Genomic DNA, 19,042 nt, shown 5'->3' with positions numbered 1-19,042 from the left:
GATTCGGGAGTTTGACTACTAAAACCGTTTAGATTCAAAGCATTAATAAGAGTGTTTTGGATCGTCGGCCGTATGTTTTTCGAGATCGAATAAATCGTTTAGCACATCGATCAGTGTTTCGGCCTCACCGCGTTTGCAGGCTGCTTTGAGCTGCAACACAGGTAGTTTAATAATTTTCTGCATGATACCCCGCGTAATTTTGTCGACTTTTTCCGACTCGTCGGGGGTCAGGTGCTTCATGTGCCGGGCAATTTCTTCCTTACGAATCTGCTCCAGCGCATTCTTGAGTTTGTTGATCGTGGGCGAAACGACCATTTCTTTCGACCAGTCGCTAAATTCGGCTACGGCTTGTGCCACAATGGCTTCAACCTGCGGAATAGCCGCCATCCGCTGATTCAATGCTTCGTCGGCCCGGTTTCGAATATGATCAATGTTATAGACCAGCACACCCGGAATCTGCTCAACGGCGGCATCGACACTGCGCGGTACCGAAAGATCAATAAAATATTTGTAGGTCAGTACGTTCAGGCCCTGTAGCAACGTGGGCGTAATCAGCGGCTCATCGCGCATTACCGACGAGATGATAACATCGGCCTGGCGAATTTCGTCGGTCAGGTTTGCAAAATCGGCCACCCGAAAACCATATTTTTCGGCCAGGGCTTCGGTTTTAGCCTGCGTGCGATTGCAAAGTGTAATATTTTTCAGATTGCGGTCCTGAAGGTTCAGGCACACATCGGCTCCAATTTCGCCCAGGCCAATCACCAGCACACTCGGATTCTGATTGTTGCCAACCAGTTCTTCGATCAGCTCAACGGCCGCATAGGATACTGAAGCAGCACCATCGCGGAAGGGCGTTTCCTGAGCAACCCGCTTGTTTGTAAAGAAAATCGTATGCATCAACCGATGCAGGAACGGCCCCGCCATACCCAGATCGGCCGACCATTGGTAGGCCTGTTTCACCTGATTTGGAATCTGCATATCGCCAACTACCTGCGAATGCAGGCCAACGCATACTTCAAACAGATGCGTAACGGCATCGGTATGAACATCGAAAAACTGGAAATAAGGCAAATATTGGTCAGTGTCGGTCAACCCTTTTTCGATCAGTAGCAACCGGGCAATTTCTGTATTCAGATTCGAGCCAATACTGGCCTGATCTAACGCATAGTAGATTTCTGTACGGTTGCAGGTCGATACAACCAATACATCTGACAACCCAAAAAAATCACGCAGCCGAAGCATCAGATGCTTTGCTTCATCTTCGCTAAGTGCAATTAGCTCCCGCACCCGAAGAGGGGCTGTTTTGTGGGATAAACTAATTGATTTAAAAGTCTCTAACATTGTTGCGAATCACACTAGTTGGCGCTAGCCAGCACAAAATTACGGTACAATTACCGGACATGGAAACAGACTGTGTAATCGGTTGCTCTATTTAGAATTTATCCAAATAGAATCTATGTTTCTTTGTTGAATCCTATTTGATTTCCTAACAGATGCGGTAGAAGAGTCGTTCAGTTTTGCACAATTAATACTCTTTTCCCGTTTATAGATCAAATAGGTTCCTACTAGTGAGTTAAATACGGACCAATCACATAATCCGTTGCTTATTGATCTATTTTTATACTATTATGAAGGTTCTTTGCAGAACAGAGTCGTTTGGCGAAATCTGTAAAGCGGCTCTCTAAAACCATGCTGAAATCATTTGATATTTATAGTCAGAATAATATTCTGAAAATTATAGTCGCTCTTAACCTGCTTTTGGTAGGAACGGCATCGTTGCTCTATACAGATCGACTAATTACCAAGCTGGAAGACCGGGAAGAACATTATGTGCAGCTATACGCCAAAAGCATAGCCTATTTAGTTGATCCGGCCCACTTCGATTCGGGAGATCTTACTTTTGTGACGAGTGAAATTCTGGAAGCCAACAAAACGGTTCCTGCCATTTACCGCGACCCGAACGGGCAAATTTCGAAGCCGTTGAACATTGAGTTCCCCGAAAATTTAACGGACGATCAGAAGCTGCAATTTCTTCGGGATAAGATCGATGAAATGCGCAAGCGGCATCCGCCCATTGTGGTTGAAATTGGCAATGGCGAACGCGGTCTGGTTTATTACGACAACTCAAAGCTGCTGCGGCAGTTAACTTATTTTCCGTATGCGCTGCTTACCATCCTGACCGCTCTGGGCGTTCTGGCCTATCTGGCCTTTAGTTCGTCGCGCCGGGCCGAACAAAACCGCGTCTGGGTTGGTCTTGCCAAAGAAACGGCCCATCAGTTAGGAACGCCTATGTCGTCGCTGATGGCGTGGATTGAGTATATGCGCTCCGATCCGGGCCAGTTTGATCCATCTATTACCGATGAAATCGAAAAAGATGTTCAGCGGCTCGAAACCATTACGTCGCGTTTCTCCAGCATTGGCTCAATACCGACCCTGAAAGAAGAAAATATCAACGAAGTTGTAAGGCAGTTTACCGGCTATTTGTCGAAACGCATTTCTACGAAAGTAAAAATGAGTATGACGAGTCAGTTGCCGCCCAATCAGATGGTTAAGATCAATAAGCTGTTATTTGAGTGGGTTATTGAAAATATCTGCAAAAACGCCGTTGATGCCATGAAAGGCGTGGGTGAACTGAAACTGAACATTCTACCACTGCCTACCAATGAAATTGCCATTGATATTACCGACACCGGTAAAGGCATTCCAAAGGCCAGCATGCAGAAGGTTTTTTCGCCGGGATTCAGCACCAAAAAACGCGGTTGGGGGTTGGGTTTAACGCTGGCCAAACGAATTGTTGAAGAGTATCATAACGGCCGACTGTTTGTGAAAAGCTCGGAAGTTGGCAAAGGTACCACCTTCCGAATTGTTCTGCATACCGATAAACAAGCAAAGGCCGTGGAACCACAGCCTTCAGTAAAAGCAGCCCAACACTAACGATTATTATTGAACCGGGAAGGGCACACTTACGGTATCGGTCTCAATCACATTGCTCTCATTGAGGCTACGATCCCGAATTTTGATCATGAATTTTGTGGGATAAATCTGCACGGTGGTTCCGTACGTAAAGATCTGGTTAAAATCCAGCGTTCCTTCAATAGCGCCTTTGGGCTTTCCTTCGGTCAGATCAGGAAAAATCAGGAAATTATTGACCGTTTGCGGATATTCGACATACTGTTTGTTGATATAGCGAAACGTGCGGATCTGATAATTGCCCCATCCCCCATTCTGAGCGTAATGCACCGAATCGGTTTTATAGGTAGCCGAACTGGTGTTGGTGCCCAGATTTCCGTCACCATCTTTAAAACCAACAGTAATAACGACCGAATCTCGCTTCGATTTACCAACCCCTTGTCCGGCAGCGATGGTGTATTTAAAAATACCTTTAAACTCAAGCGAGGGCGTATCGGAGTAATTCGGTTCATTAAAACAGGACGACAGCGTCAGGGCAATTCCTAACACCACAAGATATGATTGAATTAGTTGTCGTTGCATACTGTTGTACTCGTATTGCAGATAAACGTTTTTATTACTCTATTTTAAAATGCTTTTGCCAGAAGCAGCTTCACTTCGTCAATCGTTACGCCAGCAGGTATTGACTCTTACTACACAAACCATCGATCAGTCGTTTTTTGAACCATTGTCGCTGGCTATTTTCCGTTACCAGGCCGCGTTTAATCCGATCTATCGAACCTATCTGCACTACCTGGGCATTCAACCCAATCAGATTACTGAACTAGGCCGGATACCGTTCATGCCGATCGGTTTCTTCAAAAAACACCAGATTCTGACCGGCTTCGAAACCGGCGCTAAGCTACCTTCCAACACGGTTACGTTTGCCAGTAGCGGTACCACGCAGGCCGACCAGACCAGTCGTCATTATGTGCCCGATACGGATCTGTACGACGCCATCAGTACGCATATTTTCGAGCAGACCTACGGTCCACTCAACAACTTTCATATTCTGGCCCTGCTACCATCGTATCTTGAACGAAATAACTCATCGCTGGTGTATATGGTTCAGCGATTTATGGCAAAGACCGGTTCCGAAAAGTCGGGTTTTTTTCTACACAACCACACTGAACTAACCGAACAACTCCGGCAACTTACACAACAACCCGATCAGAAAAAAATTCTGCTCATTGGAGTTACGTTTGGTTTGCTGGATTGGGCCGAATCGGGGGAGGACTTATCGTTTCTGGGACAGGCCCCAAACCTGATTGTTATGGAAACGGGTGGTATGAAAGGGCGTCGGCAGGAACTCCTGCGAGAAGAAGTACACACGATATTGACCCAACGCCTAAATATCCGGTCCGTCCATTCTGAATATGGTATGACAGAACTACTTTCGCAGGCCTATTCGCAGGGGAATGGCGTGTTTGGGGTGAGTTCGACGCTTCGTATTTTGCTCCGCGACATTAACGACCCATTTCTGGTTTACCCTAGCAATTATAAACGAAGCGGAGGAATTAATGTAATCGACCTTGCTAATCTGGATTCCTGCTCCTTTATTGAAACGCAGGACTTAGGCCAATATGTGGGTGAAAACGGAGACTTCCGCGTTATCGGCCGTTTCGACAACTCCGATGTGCGGGGGTGTAATTTAATGATTGAATGATTGATATTTTAAGCTGACAATTCAATCATTCAATCATTAAATCATTCCTTTAGGCATATGCTTTTACGTCATCGAGTGTAATTTCGTCACCACACATGATAACCAATCGTTCGACTACGTTTCGAAGTTCACGTACATTTCCCGTCCAGGGCAACGATTGCAGATACACCATTGCATCGGGAGTTAGTTCTTTAGGTGGTGCGCCATACTCAGTGGCTATATCCTGCAGGAATTTATCGGCCAGTAGAGGAATATCGGAACGACGCTCGGCCAGCGGTGGTACGTGAATAACAATAACACTCAGACGATGGAATAAATCTTCGCGAAAATTACCGTTCGCTATTTCCTGCCGGAGATCTTTGTTGGTAGCCGCAATAACCCGAACGTTAACCTTAATTTCCTTGTCGCCCCCAACGCGGGTAATTTTATTTTCCTGAAGCGCCCGGAGTACTTTTGCCTGAGCCGACAGGCTCATATCGCCGATTTCATCCAGAAACAACGTTCCGCCATCTGCCTGTTCGAATTTACCGACACGGCGGGCGCTGGCTCCGGTAAACGCTCCTCTCTCGTGGCCAAAAAGTTCACTTTCAATCAGCTCACCCGGGATAGCGGCACAGTTCACTTCAACCAGTTGCTGATTCGACCGATTGCCTTTCTCATGAATTTGCTTGGCAACCATCTCTTTCCCGGAACCATTGGCACCTGTAATCAGCACCCTGGCTTCGGTTGCCGCCACCCGATTGATGGTTTCTTTTACCTTCCGAATGGGCTCTGAATCGCCAACAATCTCGTTGAGTTTATAGATTCTCTTTTTAAGGGTTTTGGTTTCCTGAACGAGCTTGGCCTGCTCAATAGCATTCCGAACAGTAATTAGAAGTCGGTTCAAATCGGGTGGTTTTGTGATGAAATCGAAAGCTCCCCGTTTAGTGGCTTCAACGGCATTTTCCACATTACCATAGGCAGAAATCATAATAAACTGGGTGCCCTTACTTGCTTCGTGAGCCTTTAGCAGCAACTCCAGCCCGTCCATTTTAGGCATACGAATATCGCACAACGCTACATCGTAGTTTGTGCGCATAATCATGTCTAATCCTTCTTCGCCGTCTTTAGCCTCGTCTACCTCGTAGCCTTCGTACTCTAAAATATCACGTAGAGCTGCCCGAATGCTCTTTTCGTCATCTACGATAATCAGTTTGGCCATGCGCGTGGGTATGATTTTTGGCGTGCTACAGCACCGGGACGAAAATAGTCATTTTGCGTCCACAACTGCAAACCTAAGTAATAAAGCCCTTTCAAAATAGAGACACAAAATATATTGATGATCAAATTAATATAATTAAAACAAAAAATTTGATCATCAATTCTATTAATCGATACATCTTAAACGGGTTGGTCGCCCATTCGCTTTATGACGTAACACATCCCGAAACGCCACTTAATTAGTTAGTTTGGAAGCAATAAACCTACTACTTCATTGATATTGGTTCGGGCATCAACCGGACGCATTCGGAATGAATAGCTATACGCTTCCGTTGCGGGCAACTGATACTCGGGATGCACACGCGGAGACCAGCTATCATCCCCGCCTAAACCCATTTGTGCCAGATCGATGTTCACAACCGTGATTTTCCCTCGTTCCAGTTCCTGGCTATTGGTATGTTTTGCTCGAAGTAAGGCTTCATCTGTATAATCACGAGCATTTATAGTAAGCCAGGCACCCTTACTTATATCGCTCATAATTAGCAATCCAAGTCCTGCATCATCGGTTAGTTCGGCCCAGCGAACGTCGGTTTTATTACCATTTTCCTGTGCCATCGTGTATGGAAAAAACTGATCGGCAATTTTCCCATCATACAATCCAATTTTTGCCGCGTCTTTTCGATCGGCATAGCTTTCAAAGGGGCCACGTCCATACCATTTCAGCATCGACATTGTGGCGGGTAATTGCAGTTGCATACCTACTCGTGCCAGCGGAGGCAACGAACCAGAAGGGGTATAAGACGTTGTCACCTGCACATCGCCCGTACCATAAACGACATAGTCGGTTTGTTGAAGAATGCTCCCCCCATTTCCGACCAGTTCGTTCGTGCAGCTAACCCGAACCAACTGCGGGCGCGACTCCACTTTGAAATCTACCGGCCGGGCCCGGATGGTATCCAGGCCAGCCTGCCGCCAGCGAGCTGCAAACGAACGCTTCCCACCCCCTTCGTCATTATCCGTTGGCACGCGCCAGAAACTGGGTTGAAGCCCCTCCAGCAGCAGGTTTTTCCCTTTATAAAACCACTGATTCAGCGTACCGGTAGTTTTGCTAAATACAACAGCAAAATCTTTGCCACGCACAGTTAAGTCAGTAGCAGTTGGCGTAATTTTCAGAGTTCCTAGGCGATTTAGTCCGATTACGGGTGGTGCAGGCGTATTTATTTCTACTGGAAACTGGCCCAACGCTACTTCATGATTGGCCCCCGCCCAATCGGTCGCCTGTTTCAGGCATACGCTGACATTCAGAAAATATTCATTAAGCAAGGGAGACTGATCGGCCGAAACGGCTCGTGCATTACCCGTAATCTGGCGAAGATCAACAACTGCGTCGATGTGGACAGGTAGTGTTAAAACCTGAGTCTGGCCAGGTTTGGCAACCAAATTATTTTCCCGTCCGCGCTGCACAACTTCGCCATTCCGTATCAACTCCCAATCCAGCCGGAATGGCTCAAGCGACAGAAAACTATATGTATTTTTGAGATAGATTTTAACTGGCTGGCCCGCCGACAAGGCGGTTGGAGTGGTGAGCTTTACGTATTGATAAACCTGTTTTACTTCGTTGATTTCGGGTTGGGGCGTTCGGTCTGGATTAACGAGGCCATCGCCCGCATTGGCCCCATCGATATGATTGATATGATCGGTAAATTCATTCCCGGCCTTGTCTCTTAGCCGCAACCCCTGATCGACCCAGTCCCAGATGAAAGCCCCCTGCATCCGGGGGTATTTGTCAATAACAGTCCAATAGTCTTTTAAATTACCGACGCTATTGCCCATTGCATGGGCATATTCGCAGATAATCAGCGGGCGGCTGGGGTCTTTTTCCGTCAGCTTAACCATGTCGTCTACCGATGGATACATGGTCGAAATAATATCAAAACTGGTCAGCGAGGTGCCATTGTAAGGTTGTCGTCCTTCGTAGTGGATCGGTCGTGTCTGGTCGATCAGGCGCATAATATCGGCCATGTCCCGAAAATTCTGACCCATTCCGGTTTCGTTACCAAGCGACCAGATTACGATGGATGGGTGGTTTTTATCCCGCTCGACCATAGCCCTTCCACGCGCCACAAACGCATCGCGCCATTCGGGCTTAGTGGCTGGCGATTGTCCTTTCGACCACAGTTCGTGGCTTTCTATATTGGCTTCGTCAATTACATACAACCCATATTCGTCGCAGAGGTCGTACCAATCCGTTACGTTCGGATAGTGCGACGTTCGAACAGCATTGATATTATGTTGTTTCATGAGTTTTATATCCCGAACCATGGACTCACGACTGATTACGCGTCCCGTATTCGGGTCAAACTCATGTCGATTAACCCCTTTATAAACAACAGGCTTGCCATTTAGCAACAGCCTCCCACCCGTTAGCGTCATTTCCCGAAAACCAAGTCGCTGGCTGATCGCTTCCGTCGGTTGTCCATTAGTACCAATCAGTTGGATGGTTAGCGTATAGAGGGTTGGCAATTCGGCACTCCAGAGCGCGGGCGCTTTTATGAGTTTATTGAGCCGAAAAATTGCTTCCTGTCCTACTTCCGTTGCATTTTCTGAGTTGATAGTTTCTGAAAACAGAACCGTTTTTTTCGGATCGTAGAGTATTACTCGAAACCGGTAAGCTGGTTTTGCACCGGTTGACGACAGATTCCGAACACTGGCTGTTAGTTTAAGGGTAGCATCCAGATAGTGTTCATCCAGATCCGTTGTTACATACAGATCGCGCAAATAAGTTGTGGGCGTAGCGTACAAAAACACATCCCGAAAAATGCCCGACAACCGCCAGAAATCCTGATCTTCCAGATAACTACCGTCCGACCAGTTGATTACTTCTACCGCCAGCAGGTTTTCGCCCGGTTTTAATTTATCTGTAACCAGAAACTCAGCCGGTGTCATGCTATCTTCATGATACCCCACAGGCTCTCCGTTCAGATAAACCCGGCACGTTGACTGGACCCCGGCAAAATGCAGAAACACATTTCGTCCCTGAAAATTATCGGGCACTGTAAACCGAACCCGGTATAACCCTACGGCATTCGTGTCAGATGTGATACGGGGTGGTGTGGCCGGAAAGGGATGTTTGATGTTGGTAAAAATAGGGCGGTCATATGCCCGCCCCTCTCTGGCGCCAACCACCTGCCAGTTTGATGGAACGGGCAGGTCGTCCCAATTTCGATCATTAAGCGCTGGTTGAAAAAAATCGGCAGGAATCAGTTTCGGATGTTTCAGCCAATGGAACTTCCAGGTACCATTCAGCAATTTTACATAAGGCGATGTTCGCCAGTCGGAAGCCATCAGGGCCTGCTGTTCGGAGGCAAACGGAATCAGGATTGCGTGCGGCTTTTCGGTATTTATACTAATCACCTGCGGGTCTTCCCAGTCGGGTAACGATTGAGAATGGGCCTTAACAGTAAAAAAGAGAAAGAGTAGTAAGTGTTTGTGCATACTCAATAGTTTATTTCGTTACACAAAAGGAGAGTTCTTCTTTAGGAAAACGGCTACAAAGCACTCCTATTTCCAGGACTGGGTAAATTTCTTACAAATTTATTCGCCTTATAACCAGAAAGCCCATGACATTCCGCACTTTACTGTTTTCTATTTTTTTGATTGTCCCCCTGCTTAGTTCAGCTCAATCCCGACGGCGGGCCCAATTGACAACACCCCAGTCGAATGGCCCCGTTCCGGTTGTATCGGCCCCCCAGACCCGCCTGCTTGAAAGCCTGATCTGGAACAGTTCGATGCTCAACAGGGCCGTGAAATTCTCGGTCTATCTGCCACCAGATTATTATACCTCTAACCGGCGCTATCCGGTGGTGTATTTGCTGCATGGCTATGGCGATAACGAAACCAGTTGGATACAGTTTGGCGAAGCAGATCGTATTGCCGATGCAGGCATCCGCTCCGGCGAATTACCCCCAATGATTATTGTAATGCCCGACGCCGGTACAACCTTCTATATCAACGACTACCAGAATAAAATTCGCTACGAAGATATGTTTGTGCAGGAGTTGATACCGCACATCGATTCAATGTTTAGAACCCGTACTCAACGCGAATTCCGGTCGGTTTCGGGCTTGTCGATGGGTGGTTTTGGGTCGTTAACGCTGGCCATGCACCATCCTGAACTATTTAGTGGTTGTGCAGCGCTAAGCGCCGGGATTCGCACCGATGAAGCGTTTGCCAGTATTCCTGATGAACGATACGATGCGGTGTTTGCTCCCGTTTTTAGCGGGCCAGCTAAAGGAGAAAACCGACTGACTCTTACCTGGAAGCGTAATAGTCCAATCACACTGGCCCAATCGGCACCGGAAGGTGATCTGATAAAAGTACGGTGGTATATCGACTGTGGCGACGACGATGCGCTATCGGCAGGCAATGCAATGCTACACCTGGCTTTTCTCGATCGTAAGATTCCGCACGAATACCGCGTTCGCGATGGTGGGCACACCTGGAACTACTGGCGTTCGGGTTTGCCCGATGCGTTGAAGTTCGTTAGTGAAAGTTTTCATCGGTAAGCCCACCGCCCTATTGCTTCCGAATAGGTACTACCACTTCGGTTTGGTCCCAGATCAGAAGCATGTCTGCGCCATCCGTTTCGGGGCTAAACATGATCGTAAACTGGTCGGCAACCGGATTGTGGGGCTGTGCAGGAACAGGCACTCGCAACACATCCTCAGCGGGGTTATAATCTGTTCCCCACTGACCCGTTTCGCGGTTGAAAATAATTGTCCAGTTCTCCCTGGTCGGAATTGTCCAGAGCGAATAGGTTCCGGCACTCAATGCTTTTCCGGCAATATCGACATTCTGACCAAGTTCAATTACTGTAGCTTCGTTGGCTCCCGTACGCCACACATTTCCATAGGGAACCAATCCGCCAAAAATAGTACGACCTTTCTTATACGGTCGGCAGTAATCAACTTTTATACTAAATCCATCCTGGCTATATAACGCCATCGACTCCGGACTGCTGGACTTGGTCCATATACGGAGAGCAAAAAAACCGGCCAGTAATATAACAGCAATAATACCGAGTAGAAGAAGGACACGACGCATGGCAGGGAGTGGAAAGGGATTTTTCTATCTGATAAACTGCAAGATAGCGTTTTTTTGTAACCAAAGGCAGTCTATCTACAACCGGGCAATTTTAGGAGTCTGGTCTGAACGAAAGCTATTGGCTTGATTCAGACCAGACACTTAAAATTACTAAGCCATTGCCTGCTTTAGTTTATCGCGCAGTTGAAATAACTCATCCCGTAGCCGGGCAGCCTCCAGGAAATCGAGGTCTTTAGCAGCTCGTTCCATTTTAGCCTGCGTTTCATTAATAATCTTTTCCAGATCGTTTTTGCCCATATACTGCACCACCGGATCGGCTGCAATCCGAATTTCTTCGGGCTCAACATAAAAATGTTTGGCTTTGGAATCGGCCACTTTGGTTTGTCCCATGATGGCCTCGCGGGATTTCAGTACGGTTGTTGGCACAATACCATTATCAGCGTTGTATTCCATCTGAATCGACCGACGGCGATTGGTTTCTTCAATTGCTTTCTGCATCGATCCCGTAATCGTGTCGGCATACATAATTACTTTACCATTGGCATTCCGGGCCGCCCGGCCAATAGTCTGGATCAACGATCGAATGTCGCGCAGAAAACCTTCTTTATCGGCATCCATAATGGCTACCAGCGATACTTCGGGCAGGTCGAGCCCTTCGCGTAGTAGATTTACCCCCACCAGCACATCGAAATTACCCAGTCGCAGATCGCGAAGAATTTCGACCCGGTCGAGCGTTTTCACTTCAGAGTGAATATATCGCGTTTTAATACCAACCCGATCGAGGTATTTTGTGAGTTCTTCGGCCATGCGTTTGGTAAGCGTTGTGACCAATACGCGTTCATTATTTTTTACACGGCCATCGATCGATTCGAGCAGGTCATCAATCTGGTTCAGGCTCGGCCGTACTTCAATTTCAGGATCGAGCAGGCCCGTTGGGCGAATCAATTGTTCGACAACAACACCTTCGCTCCGGCGTAGTTCATAGTCGGCAGGAGTAGCCGACACATAAATGGTTTGCCCCGACAAATCTTCAAATTCCTGAAAGGTAAGCGGGCGGTTATCCATCGCCGACGGCAACCGAAACCCATAATCGACCAGGGCGGTTTTGCGGGAGCGATCGCCCCCCCACATAGCCCGTATCTGCGGAATCGTGACGTGACTTTCGTCGATCACCAGCAGATAATCGTCGGGGAAATAATCGAGCAGGCAGAACGGTCGCTGGCCCGGTTGCCGCCGATCAAAATAGCGGGAATAGTTTTCGATACCGGAACAGTAGCCCAGCTCGCGCATCATTTCCAGATCGAACTCGGTGCGTTCTTTAATCCGTGTGGCCTCCTGCTCCCGAAAATCAGATTCGAAGTAGCGAATCTGCGCAACCAGATCGTCCTGAATCTCATGAATTGCACTATTGAGCGTATCCCGCCCCGTTACGAACAGGTTGGCCGGGAAAATCGTCACGATCTGTTCTTCCGAAATTTTTCGGCCCGTCGATGGGTCGATTTGCTGAATGGTCTCGATTTCATCGCCAAAAAAGATGACCCGATACGCAAAATCGGCATAAGCCACGTACAGATCGACGGTATCGCCCTTGACTCTGAAATTACCCCGCTGAAAATCGCCTTCCGTACGGCTATACAAAATCTCGACCAGTTGATGCAGAAACTGATTTCGGCTCATGCGTTCGCCCACACCAATCCGCACCACATTTCGTTTAAATTCTTCGGGATTACCCATGCCATAGATGCACGACACCGAAGCGACCACAATCACATCCCGCCGACCACTCATCAGTGCCGACGTAGCAGCCAGCCGTAGTTTGTCGATTTCTTCGTTGATGGCCAGATCTTTTTCGATGTAGGTATTGGTGGTAGCAATGTATGCTTCGGGCTGGTAGTAGTCGTAATAGCTGATGAAGTATTCGACCGCATTTTCAGGAAAAAACTGCTTGAATTCGCCGTAAAGCTGTGCTGCCAGGGTCTTGTTATGACTCAGTACCAGCGTAGGTCGATTGGTTTGCGCAATAACATTGGCTACAGAAAATGTCTTGCCTGATCCCGTGACCCCGAGCAATACCTGAGCCGGTTCGCCCTCTTTTATACCCTTAACCAGTTGTTCAATGGCCTTTGGCTGATCGCCGGTAGGCTGAAATTCTGACGTTAATTTGAAGTTCATTAGTCGAGCTGTGTAATCTGGCTAAGATACAAAAAAAACCGCGCAGCGACAAGTATGTTCTGAAAATGCCCATAACTTAAAAACAGCCTCTGCCCAGGAGTTATTTTCCTATCAATGCCCCCCCATTGCGGCCTTATCCAGTACCACTTTATCCGAAATACCGGCCTTCGCCTGCATCCGTCGGAATATGGTCAGTAAAACAACCAACAGTCCAATTGGCACCAGCGAGAAATAGAAAGCCGTTTGCCCACCGTAGGCTTCGAAAACGTGGCCCGTAATGATGGAGCCCGTAGTGCCGCCAAGCGCCGAGAAGATAACGATCAACCCGGCCATTGGTCCGTGCTTCCGTAGCGGCAAACTACTCAGGATAGCGGAGTTAATGGCTGGATAAATGGGGGCAATCAGGAGGCCAATCATTGGAAAAATGAACGCAGCAATTGGTGCATCGGCCCAGCCCGTTACTTTTTTCTCGCCCACCGACGCGGCTAGCGGTAAGGCCAGCAACACCAGCCCTGCAGCCACAATCAGGCAGATGATCAGCAGCCAATACCACGACAGCCGACGCAGCAGCAAGCCCGCCATAAATCGGCCAATCGCCGTTGAAGCGGCCAGAATACTGGCCATCTGAATGCTGAGCGAAATCGGCAATTTCAGGATCTGGCTGTTAAACGTAGGCAACCAGCTCATGATGCCCTGCTCCATCAGCACATAAATGAAGGCCGTTACAATAAACACCAGCACAACCGGCGTAATGGCCAGTTTAACCATATCGCCCAGATCGGCCACCAGTGCTTTGGCCAGTGGTGCATTAATTGTTTCGCGCTGAATACTCGACTCATCGATGGGTGTGCTGAGCAGAAGCAGAAACGCAACCAGTGCAATGCCAGCCAGCACATAATAGACCATCAGCCACGAAGTCGATCTGGGATTCGTATCATCGACGAAGGCGCTAAACAGAAAATAGCCAGATAGCACCCCAATCATAAAAAACGACTCCAGAAAGTTCATAAAACTGGCGTGCCCATTCGAATCGTCAGTAACCAGGCCAATGGTAGCGAAAATGGAGACTTTAATCAACGCAAAACTGGCTCCAGTAGCCGCAAAGAGCAATTTCGTTGTCCAGAAGCCAGGTAGTTGTGGCATAAGCAGACAGGACACCGTTACGATGCCGAGAGCAATGAGCATGGCTCGCTTATAACCAATACGGGTGATGTAAGAAGCAACAATGAACGAGACAAATGCGATCGAAAGATCTTTGAAGGCTTCCAGAACGCTGGCTGATGAGGCCGATACGCTATAGTTATTCTGTACCTGAAGAATAACTGTTCCAACGCTGTTTAGCAGAATGGCAAAGACAAAATAGTTTAGTAAAAGCGATAATTTAACACGCCAAAAATTCATAAAAGTACGGTGGTTACAAGTTCAGTGGGGATAAACATACGGAAATTCTTTTCTTGTCAGAATTATACTATTTCTTTTGTTGTAGCAAAAACCACCGTTACTCTTACTTTCATAGAAAATCGTGTCTCCAACACTGCCTGCGCACCTGCATTTTTTATCGCCCGACCAGCTTTTTGGGCCCTTATTCCGCGATGTTCAGTTAAGTTATGTTTTCAGTGACTCCAAAACATTTGTCGACTGTATACCCAGACTTCCGGCAAACGAGCTTAGGGCACGCTACGATGTCGAAAAAATAAAGCCCGGTTTTGACCTGGATTCTTTCATCCGCGACCATTTTGTTGTCCCTGAGCAAGCTGCTGGTAACTACGTCAGCGATACAACCCTCGCCACCGCCGACCACATCGACCGCTTGTGGGATCGGCTGACCCGCCCTGCCGATATGCCCGTTGCGGGGAGTTCACGCGTGGCCCTTCCGCACCCATATGTTGTGCCGGGTGGCCGCTTTCGGGAGATTTTTTACTGGGACAGCTACTTTACCATACTGGGCCTTCAGGTATCGGGTCGGACTGAGCTGATTCGGGGAATGGTCGATAATTTTGCCTACCTCATCGATACATTTGGTTTTATCCCCAACGGCAATCGAACCTATTTTCTGAGTCGGTCACAACCGCCTTTTTTCGCCCTTATGGTTGGCTTGCTGGCTGATATTGACGGGAAAGCCGTACTTGCCCGCTACCAGCCGCAACTCCAGCGCGAATACGATTTCTGGATGGCCGGGCTGCCAAACGTGTATCAAGGCCAATCGGCCAGTCAGCGCGTTGTACGAATCGACGACAGTACTTTTCTGAACCGCTACTGGGACGACACACCTACTCCTCGACCGGAATCCTATCGGCAGGAAATTGAACTGCTCGAAAAAGCAGAACCATTGGGCATCGCTCCCGAAGAACTTTATAATCATATTCGGGCCGCCTGCGAATCGGGCTGGGATTTCAGCAGTCGTTGGTTTCGCGATGAGCATACGCTGGCGCATATTCATACTGCCGATATTGCGCCGGTTGATCTAAATTGCCTGCTATACTGGCTCGAAGTAACTCTCCACAATATAGCCATCCAGACCGGTGCCTGGAAAACAGCCTACGACGATTTTGATCCGTTGATTAATGATCGCCAGAAAGCAATTCAGCGCGTGTTCTGGAACGAAGAAACCGGCTTTTTTCATGACTATGATGCCGTTTCCCAAAAACAGATACCCTCGCTCACGCTGGCCGGAGTTTTTCCGCTTTTCTTCCGGCTGGCCACGCCCCAACAGGCCGAACGCGTTCATGAACGCCTGAAATCGGATTTCTTACAGGCGGGCGGCTGGGTTACAACCCTCCAGCAAAGTGGTCAGCAATGGGACTGGCCCAATGGCTGGGCACCTTTGCAGTGGATTGTTTACCGAGGTCTTTTAAACTATGGTTTCGCCGAAACAGCCAACGAAGGGCGCGACCGCTGGCTTAGCCTCAACGACAAGGTCTTTAAAGCTACGGGCAAAATGATGGAGAAATATAATGTGGTAGACGCATCACTGACTACGGGCGGAGGTGAATACCCGAACCAGGATGGTTTTGGCTGGACCAACGGCGTGTATCTGAGACTTTTAAAGGATAAGCAGGGAAAATAATTTCTTTAATAAGAGTCAGAAGCGTAATCGTGGCACCGAATTTGTTTGTATAAGCCTACAGAAAGCCTATACCAAACTCATTTATAGCCCGTTACGCCATGAAGAAGCTTTATTTAACCGTGTTGGCGGCCGGTATGACCACCGTTTCGTTTTGTCAGAAGACATTTATTTTATCGCATCAGGATAAAAAAGGATTCTTTGCCGTGTCGGCAGGAGCCAGTTTACCGGTTGGTCACTTTGGTAGCTGCTCCCCCATCGACAATCAGGCTAGCATGGCCGGACGTGGTCTATCGATAAACGTAGCAGCGGGCTATCGCATTATTGGGCGCGTGGGTTTGATGATAAAAGGAGAACAACACCGCAATGCGCTACAAACCGACGCCTTGCTAACAACTGTTTACCGCAATGAAAACGATGTATGGACTGTCAAAGCGGATAACTGGTCAGTAACAACCATTATGGGTGGGCCTTACGTTAGTATTCCACTTGGTCGGTTTGCTATCGATGCCCGGCTCCTGGCAGGCCGAGCCCAGGCCGTTTTACCCAATACAGCCATTGCCGGAAATATTGGACCCGTTGATATGTCGGTGCAAACAACCGGATCGACCAGTACGGCAACGGCATTGGGTGGCGGAATAAGCGTTCGCTATCGACTGGGCCGGAGCTTTTCATTGAACCTCAATGGCGATTACACCCAGGCCCTTTGCCAATTTAATAACCTGACATCGAAAGCGAAAACTACCAACGGGCAGTCGGAAAGTTCGTATTACAGCAGCGACCGCCCCATCAGCATTGTTAGTGCATCGGCTGGCATTTCAGTACTCTTCGGCAATCACCATCGTCCGTTCTAGCGACCGTTGGTGAAGACCCGCAACGGTTTATCCGTATCTGCTTGCACCCCGATAGCAAGAGCGGTAGTTTAGCGTACTCAAATTGATAAAGCTATGACACCGCTTCGCAAACATGCCGTTCTTCGGCGCGTAAAAGATATTACCTTAAGTACTACGCTTAGTCTGGCTTTGCTTAATGGCTCTGTCCTCTTGCAAAGTTGTGGCAATAATCAATCCGACGATTACGAAACCGAAACCCGTTTCGGCAAAGGTGTTCGTACCTACATCACCGAAACGGCTCCGGGTAATTTTAAAATTACGGACGAGGTGCAGGCCGACCCCACTCAGGCGGGCGCTATTGTAAGCTATTACGATGGCCACCGCGATACGCTTAGTGTTGAAGCCGCCAAACGACTAGTTGAAAGTGATGAATCAACTCATACCTATCTGCACAATCCGGGTGCCTACCGAACTCATCATCACAATGGTCTGGCCAATGCGCTGCTTTGGGGAAGTCTGGGCTATATGTTAGGCCGTTCTACGGCTCCTCAGTACCGCGACGACGAGCGCCGATACGGTTCGCGTTTTTATACTAACCCCAGCGTATACGAACGTTCGCACCAGATTCGCGAGAATGTCCGCACGTCGCGCGTTGTGCGGACAAGTCGTCCTTCGCGTGGGCGAAGTGGTTTTTTTGGCGGGCGCAGCCGGGGATTTTCCTCCTGATGAGTTGTGCCTGAGTGGGCCGGTTGCTCAGTTCCGGACCAATTGAAAGCGTTTCTTGTTACCGAAACTAACGTAGCAAGGATACTTTTTACGTACTTTTACGGCTGAACCGAATTAGTGACTATGTCGGCTAAAAACCCATCCGCCGTCTATTTTTCCGGCTTTAACGGAGTACGTTTTCTTGCAGCATCCTCGGTGGTCTTTCACCATATTGAGCAGTTTAAGACCATTTATGGTTATACGGACACCTTCGACAAAACCAACGAACACCCGGTTGTTTATCAGGCCGGACGCTTAGGCGTTGCACTGTTTTTTGTCTTAAGTGGCTTTCTGATCACGTATCTGTTACTGGCCGAAAAGCAGTATGCCGGTCGCATTCATATCGGCAATTTCTACGTAAGACGCATTTTGCGCATCTGGCCGCTCTATTTCTGGATCATTGGATTAAGTTTTTTCGTATTTCCGCACATCCCGGCGCTTTATATTCCTGGTGTTTCCGAACATGCCTATGACCATTTCTGGCAAAAGCTGGCATTTTTTGGAATCGTTATGCCCAATATAGCGCTCACGCTCTACCACGAAATGCCGCTGTGTTCGCACACATGGTCGATTGGCGTCGAAGAGCAGTTCTACCTGATCTGGCCCTGGCTGGTAGGAAGCCTTCGACCTCGCCGGACAATACTCACGCTGGCCAGTATTGCGCTTTTGTTGGCAGCAGGTTTTTTCTGGCTGCGCTATGGCCCCGGTTCAACTGCTCCCGAAGCCGGAACAACGATGCTACTGGTATCGGATTTTCTGGCTCATTTTCGCATCGGCACAATGGCCATCGGCGGCATCGGTGCTTATTTGGTCTTTAAAAAACACCCCATCCTGACTGTATTGTATCTGAAATCCGTACAGTGGGTCGTGTATGCTGTATTAGGAACAATGCTCGCACTGGGTATTCGAATTCCGGGGCTGAACTACGAAGGCTACGCGCTATTTTTTGTTTTTCTGCTAATGAATCTGGCGGCCAATCCCAACTCGGTCATCAATCTCGAAAACAGGCTTTGCAACTTTATGGGCAAGATTTCGTACGGGCTCTATATGTATCATCCGGTTGTGATCGTATCGTGCCTGTACGTTATCCGTCAGTTTATGCCCTATAGCCTGGGGTTTTCGGTGCTGTTGTATATAACAAGCTACGCCATGACTACGCTCGTAGCCTGGCTCTCCTACGAATATTTTGAAAAACAGTTCCTGAAACTAAAAGATCGGTTTTCGCCGGGAGCCAAAGCCGTGGCAAAGCCCCAAACTGCCCGCGCATAGCCAGAACCATCTCTGATACCA

General features: G+C 48.3%; 14 protein-coding genes. 7 read left to right on the top strand and 7 right to left on the bottom strand.

Features of this window, described 5'->3' with window-relative positions:
* Nucleotides 1–42: 42 nt before the first annotated feature.
* A complete protein-coding gene (hemA, locus tag WBJ53_RS03265) occupies nucleotides 43–1,341 on the bottom strand; it encodes a glutamyl-tRNA reductase (protein ID WP_338874617.1) in 1,299 nt (432 codons plus the stop codon).
* A 348-nt stretch (nucleotides 1,342–1,689) separates the two neighbouring features.
* On the opposite strand from hemA, the gene WBJ53_RS03260 reads away from it, so the two are divergent.
* Complete coding sequence (locus WBJ53_RS03260; protein ID WP_338874616.1) at nucleotides 1,690–2,934, top strand: ATP-binding protein; 1,245 nt, start codon at nucleotides 1,690–1,692, stop codon at nucleotides 2,932–2,934.
* Nucleotides 2,935–2,940: 6 nt separating this feature from the next.
* Here the strand turns inward: WBJ53_RS03260 and WBJ53_RS03255 are convergent, their stop codons facing one another.
* Nucleotides 2,941–3,492 (bottom strand): hypothetical protein, encoded by a 552-nt coding sequence (locus tag WBJ53_RS03255; protein WP_338874615.1) that lies wholly within the window; start codon nucleotides 3,490–3,492, stop codon nucleotides 2,941–2,943.
* 49 nt (nucleotides 3,493–3,541) lie between these two features.
* Here WBJ53_RS03255 and WBJ53_RS03250 point away from each other — a divergent pair, with 49 nt between their 5' ends.
* Nucleotides 3,542–4,615 carry an acyl transferase gene (locus tag WBJ53_RS03250; protein ID WP_338874614.1) on the top strand — a complete coding sequence of 358 codons (1,074 nt, stop codon included), beginning with the start codon at nucleotides 3,542–3,544 and terminating at the stop codon, nucleotides 4,613–4,615.
* 49 nt (nucleotides 4,616–4,664) lie between these two features.
* Here WBJ53_RS03250 and WBJ53_RS03245 read toward each other — a convergent pair whose 3' ends face one another.
* Entirely contained in the window at nucleotides 4,665–5,816 is a 1,152-nt protein-coding gene (locus WBJ53_RS03245) for a sigma-54 dependent transcriptional regulator (protein ID WP_338874613.1), read from the bottom strand.
* Nucleotides 5,817–6,058: 242 nt separating this feature from the next.
* Nucleotides 6,059–9,310, bottom strand: coding sequence for a glycoside hydrolase family 2 TIM barrel-domain containing protein (locus WBJ53_RS03240; protein ID WP_338874612.1), 3,252 nt, complete (start codon nucleotides 9,308–9,310; stop codon nucleotides 6,059–6,061).
* 125 nt (nucleotides 9,311–9,435) lie between these two features.
* On the opposite strand from WBJ53_RS03240, the gene WBJ53_RS03235 reads away from it, so the two are divergent.
* Nucleotides 9,436–10,380, top strand: a complete 945-nt coding sequence (locus tag WBJ53_RS03235) for an alpha/beta hydrolase-fold protein (RefSeq protein ID WP_338874611.1) — start codon at nucleotides 9,436–9,438, stop codon at nucleotides 10,378–10,380.
* A 10-nt stretch (nucleotides 10,381–10,390) separates the two neighbouring features.
* Here the strand turns inward: WBJ53_RS03235 and WBJ53_RS03230 are convergent, their stop codons facing one another.
* The 3 genes from WBJ53_RS03230 to WBJ53_RS03220 form a co-directional block, all read right to left on the bottom strand.
* A complete protein-coding gene (locus WBJ53_RS03230; RefSeq protein ID WP_338874610.1) occupies nucleotides 10,391–10,918 on the bottom strand; it encodes a DUF2911 domain-containing protein in 528 nt (175 codons plus the stop codon).
* A gap of 150 nt (nucleotides 10,919–11,068) precedes the next feature.
* Entirely contained in the window at nucleotides 11,069–13,090 is a 2,022-nt protein-coding gene (gene uvrB, locus WBJ53_RS03225; RefSeq protein WP_338874608.1) for an excinuclease ABC subunit UvrB, read from the bottom strand.
* 111 nt (nucleotides 13,091–13,201) lie between these two features.
* Nucleotides 13,202–14,491: an MFS transporter gene (locus WBJ53_RS03220; RefSeq protein WP_338874607.1), complete on the bottom strand. Its 1,290-nt coding sequence runs from the start codon at nucleotides 14,489–14,491 to the stop codon at nucleotides 13,202–13,204.
* Nucleotides 14,492–14,612: 121 nt separating this feature from the next.
* Between WBJ53_RS03220 and treF the strand changes: the two genes are divergently transcribed.
* The 4 genes from treF (at nucleotide 14,613) to WBJ53_RS03200 (ending at nucleotide 19,021) form a co-directional block, all read left to right on the top strand.
* Nucleotides 14,613–16,157: an alpha,alpha-trehalase TreF gene (gene treF, locus WBJ53_RS03215; protein WP_338874606.1), complete on the top strand. Its 1,545-nt coding sequence runs from the start codon at nucleotides 14,613–14,615 to the stop codon at nucleotides 16,155–16,157.
* A 98-nt stretch (nucleotides 16,158–16,255) separates the two neighbouring features.
* A complete protein-coding gene (locus WBJ53_RS03210) occupies nucleotides 16,256–17,008 on the top strand; it encodes a hypothetical protein (RefSeq protein ID WP_338874605.1) in 753 nt (250 codons plus the stop codon).
* Between the two features lie 93 nt (nucleotides 17,009–17,101).
* Nucleotides 17,102–17,713: a hypothetical protein gene (locus WBJ53_RS03205; protein ID WP_338874604.1), complete on the top strand. Its 612-nt coding sequence runs from the start codon at nucleotides 17,102–17,104 to the stop codon at nucleotides 17,711–17,713.
* Nucleotides 17,714–17,836: 123 nt separating this feature from the next.
* Nucleotides 17,837–19,021 carry an acyltransferase gene (locus tag WBJ53_RS03200; protein WP_338874603.1) on the top strand — a complete coding sequence of 395 codons (1,185 nt, stop codon included), beginning with the start codon at nucleotides 17,837–17,839 and terminating at the stop codon, nucleotides 19,019–19,021.
* The last annotated feature ends 21 nt before the right edge of the window (nucleotides 19,022–19,042 follow it).

This window comes from Spirosoma sp. SC4-14 (assembly GCF_037201965.1).
Taxonomy (GTDB): Bacteria; Bacteroidota; Bacteroidia; order Cytophagales; family Spirosomataceae; genus Spirosoma.
This window is presented reverse-complemented; position numbering and strand designations above follow the sequence as displayed.

What these genes read in the sequence shown, in the direction of transcription:
- hemA (WP_338874617.1), bottom strand. Translation starts at nt 1,341, where the DNA reads ATGTTAGAGACTTTTAAATCAATTAGTTTATCCCACAAAACAGCCCCT.
- WBJ53_RS03260 (WP_338874616.1), top strand. Translation starts at nt 1,690, where the DNA reads ATGCTGAAATCATTTGATATTTATAGTCAGAATAATATTCTGAAAATT.
- WBJ53_RS03255 (WP_338874615.1), bottom strand. Translation starts at nt 3,492, where the DNA reads ATGCAACGACAACTAATTCAATCATATCTTGTGGTGTTAGGAATTGCC.
- WBJ53_RS03250 (WP_338874614.1), top strand. Translation starts at nt 3,542, where the DNA reads ATGCTTTTGCCAGAAGCAGCTTCACTTCGTCAATCGTTACGCCAGCAG.
- WBJ53_RS03245 (WP_338874613.1), bottom strand. Translation starts at nt 5,816, where the DNA reads ATGGCCAAACTGATTATCGTAGATGACGAAAAGAGCATTCGGGCAGCT.
- WBJ53_RS03240 (WP_338874612.1), bottom strand. Translation starts at nt 9,310, where the DNA reads ATGCACAAACACTTACTACTCTTTCTCTTTTTTACTGTTAAGGCCCAT.
- WBJ53_RS03235 (WP_338874611.1), top strand. Translation starts at nt 9,436, where the DNA reads ATGACATTCCGCACTTTACTGTTTTCTATTTTTTTGATTGTCCCCCTG.
- WBJ53_RS03230 (WP_338874610.1), bottom strand. Translation starts at nt 10,918, where the DNA reads ATGCGTCGTGTCCTTCTTCTACTCGGTATTATTGCTGTTATATTACTG.
- uvrB (WP_338874608.1), bottom strand. Translation starts at nt 13,090, where the DNA reads ATGAACTTCAAATTAACGTCAGAATTTCAGCCTACCGGCGATCAGCCA.
- WBJ53_RS03220 (WP_338874607.1), bottom strand. Translation starts at nt 14,491, where the DNA reads ATGAATTTTTGGCGTGTTAAATTATCGCTTTTACTAAACTATTTTGTC.
- WBJ53_RS03210 (WP_338874605.1), top strand. Translation starts at nt 16,256, where the DNA reads ATGAAGAAGCTTTATTTAACCGTGTTGGCGGCCGGTATGACCACCGTT.
- WBJ53_RS03205 (WP_338874604.1), top strand. Translation starts at nt 17,102, where the DNA reads ATGACACCGCTTCGCAAACATGCCGTTCTTCGGCGCGTAAAAGATATT.
- WBJ53_RS03200 (WP_338874603.1), top strand. Translation starts at nt 17,837, where the DNA reads ATGTCGGCTAAAAACCCATCCGCCGTCTATTTTTCCGGCTTTAACGGA.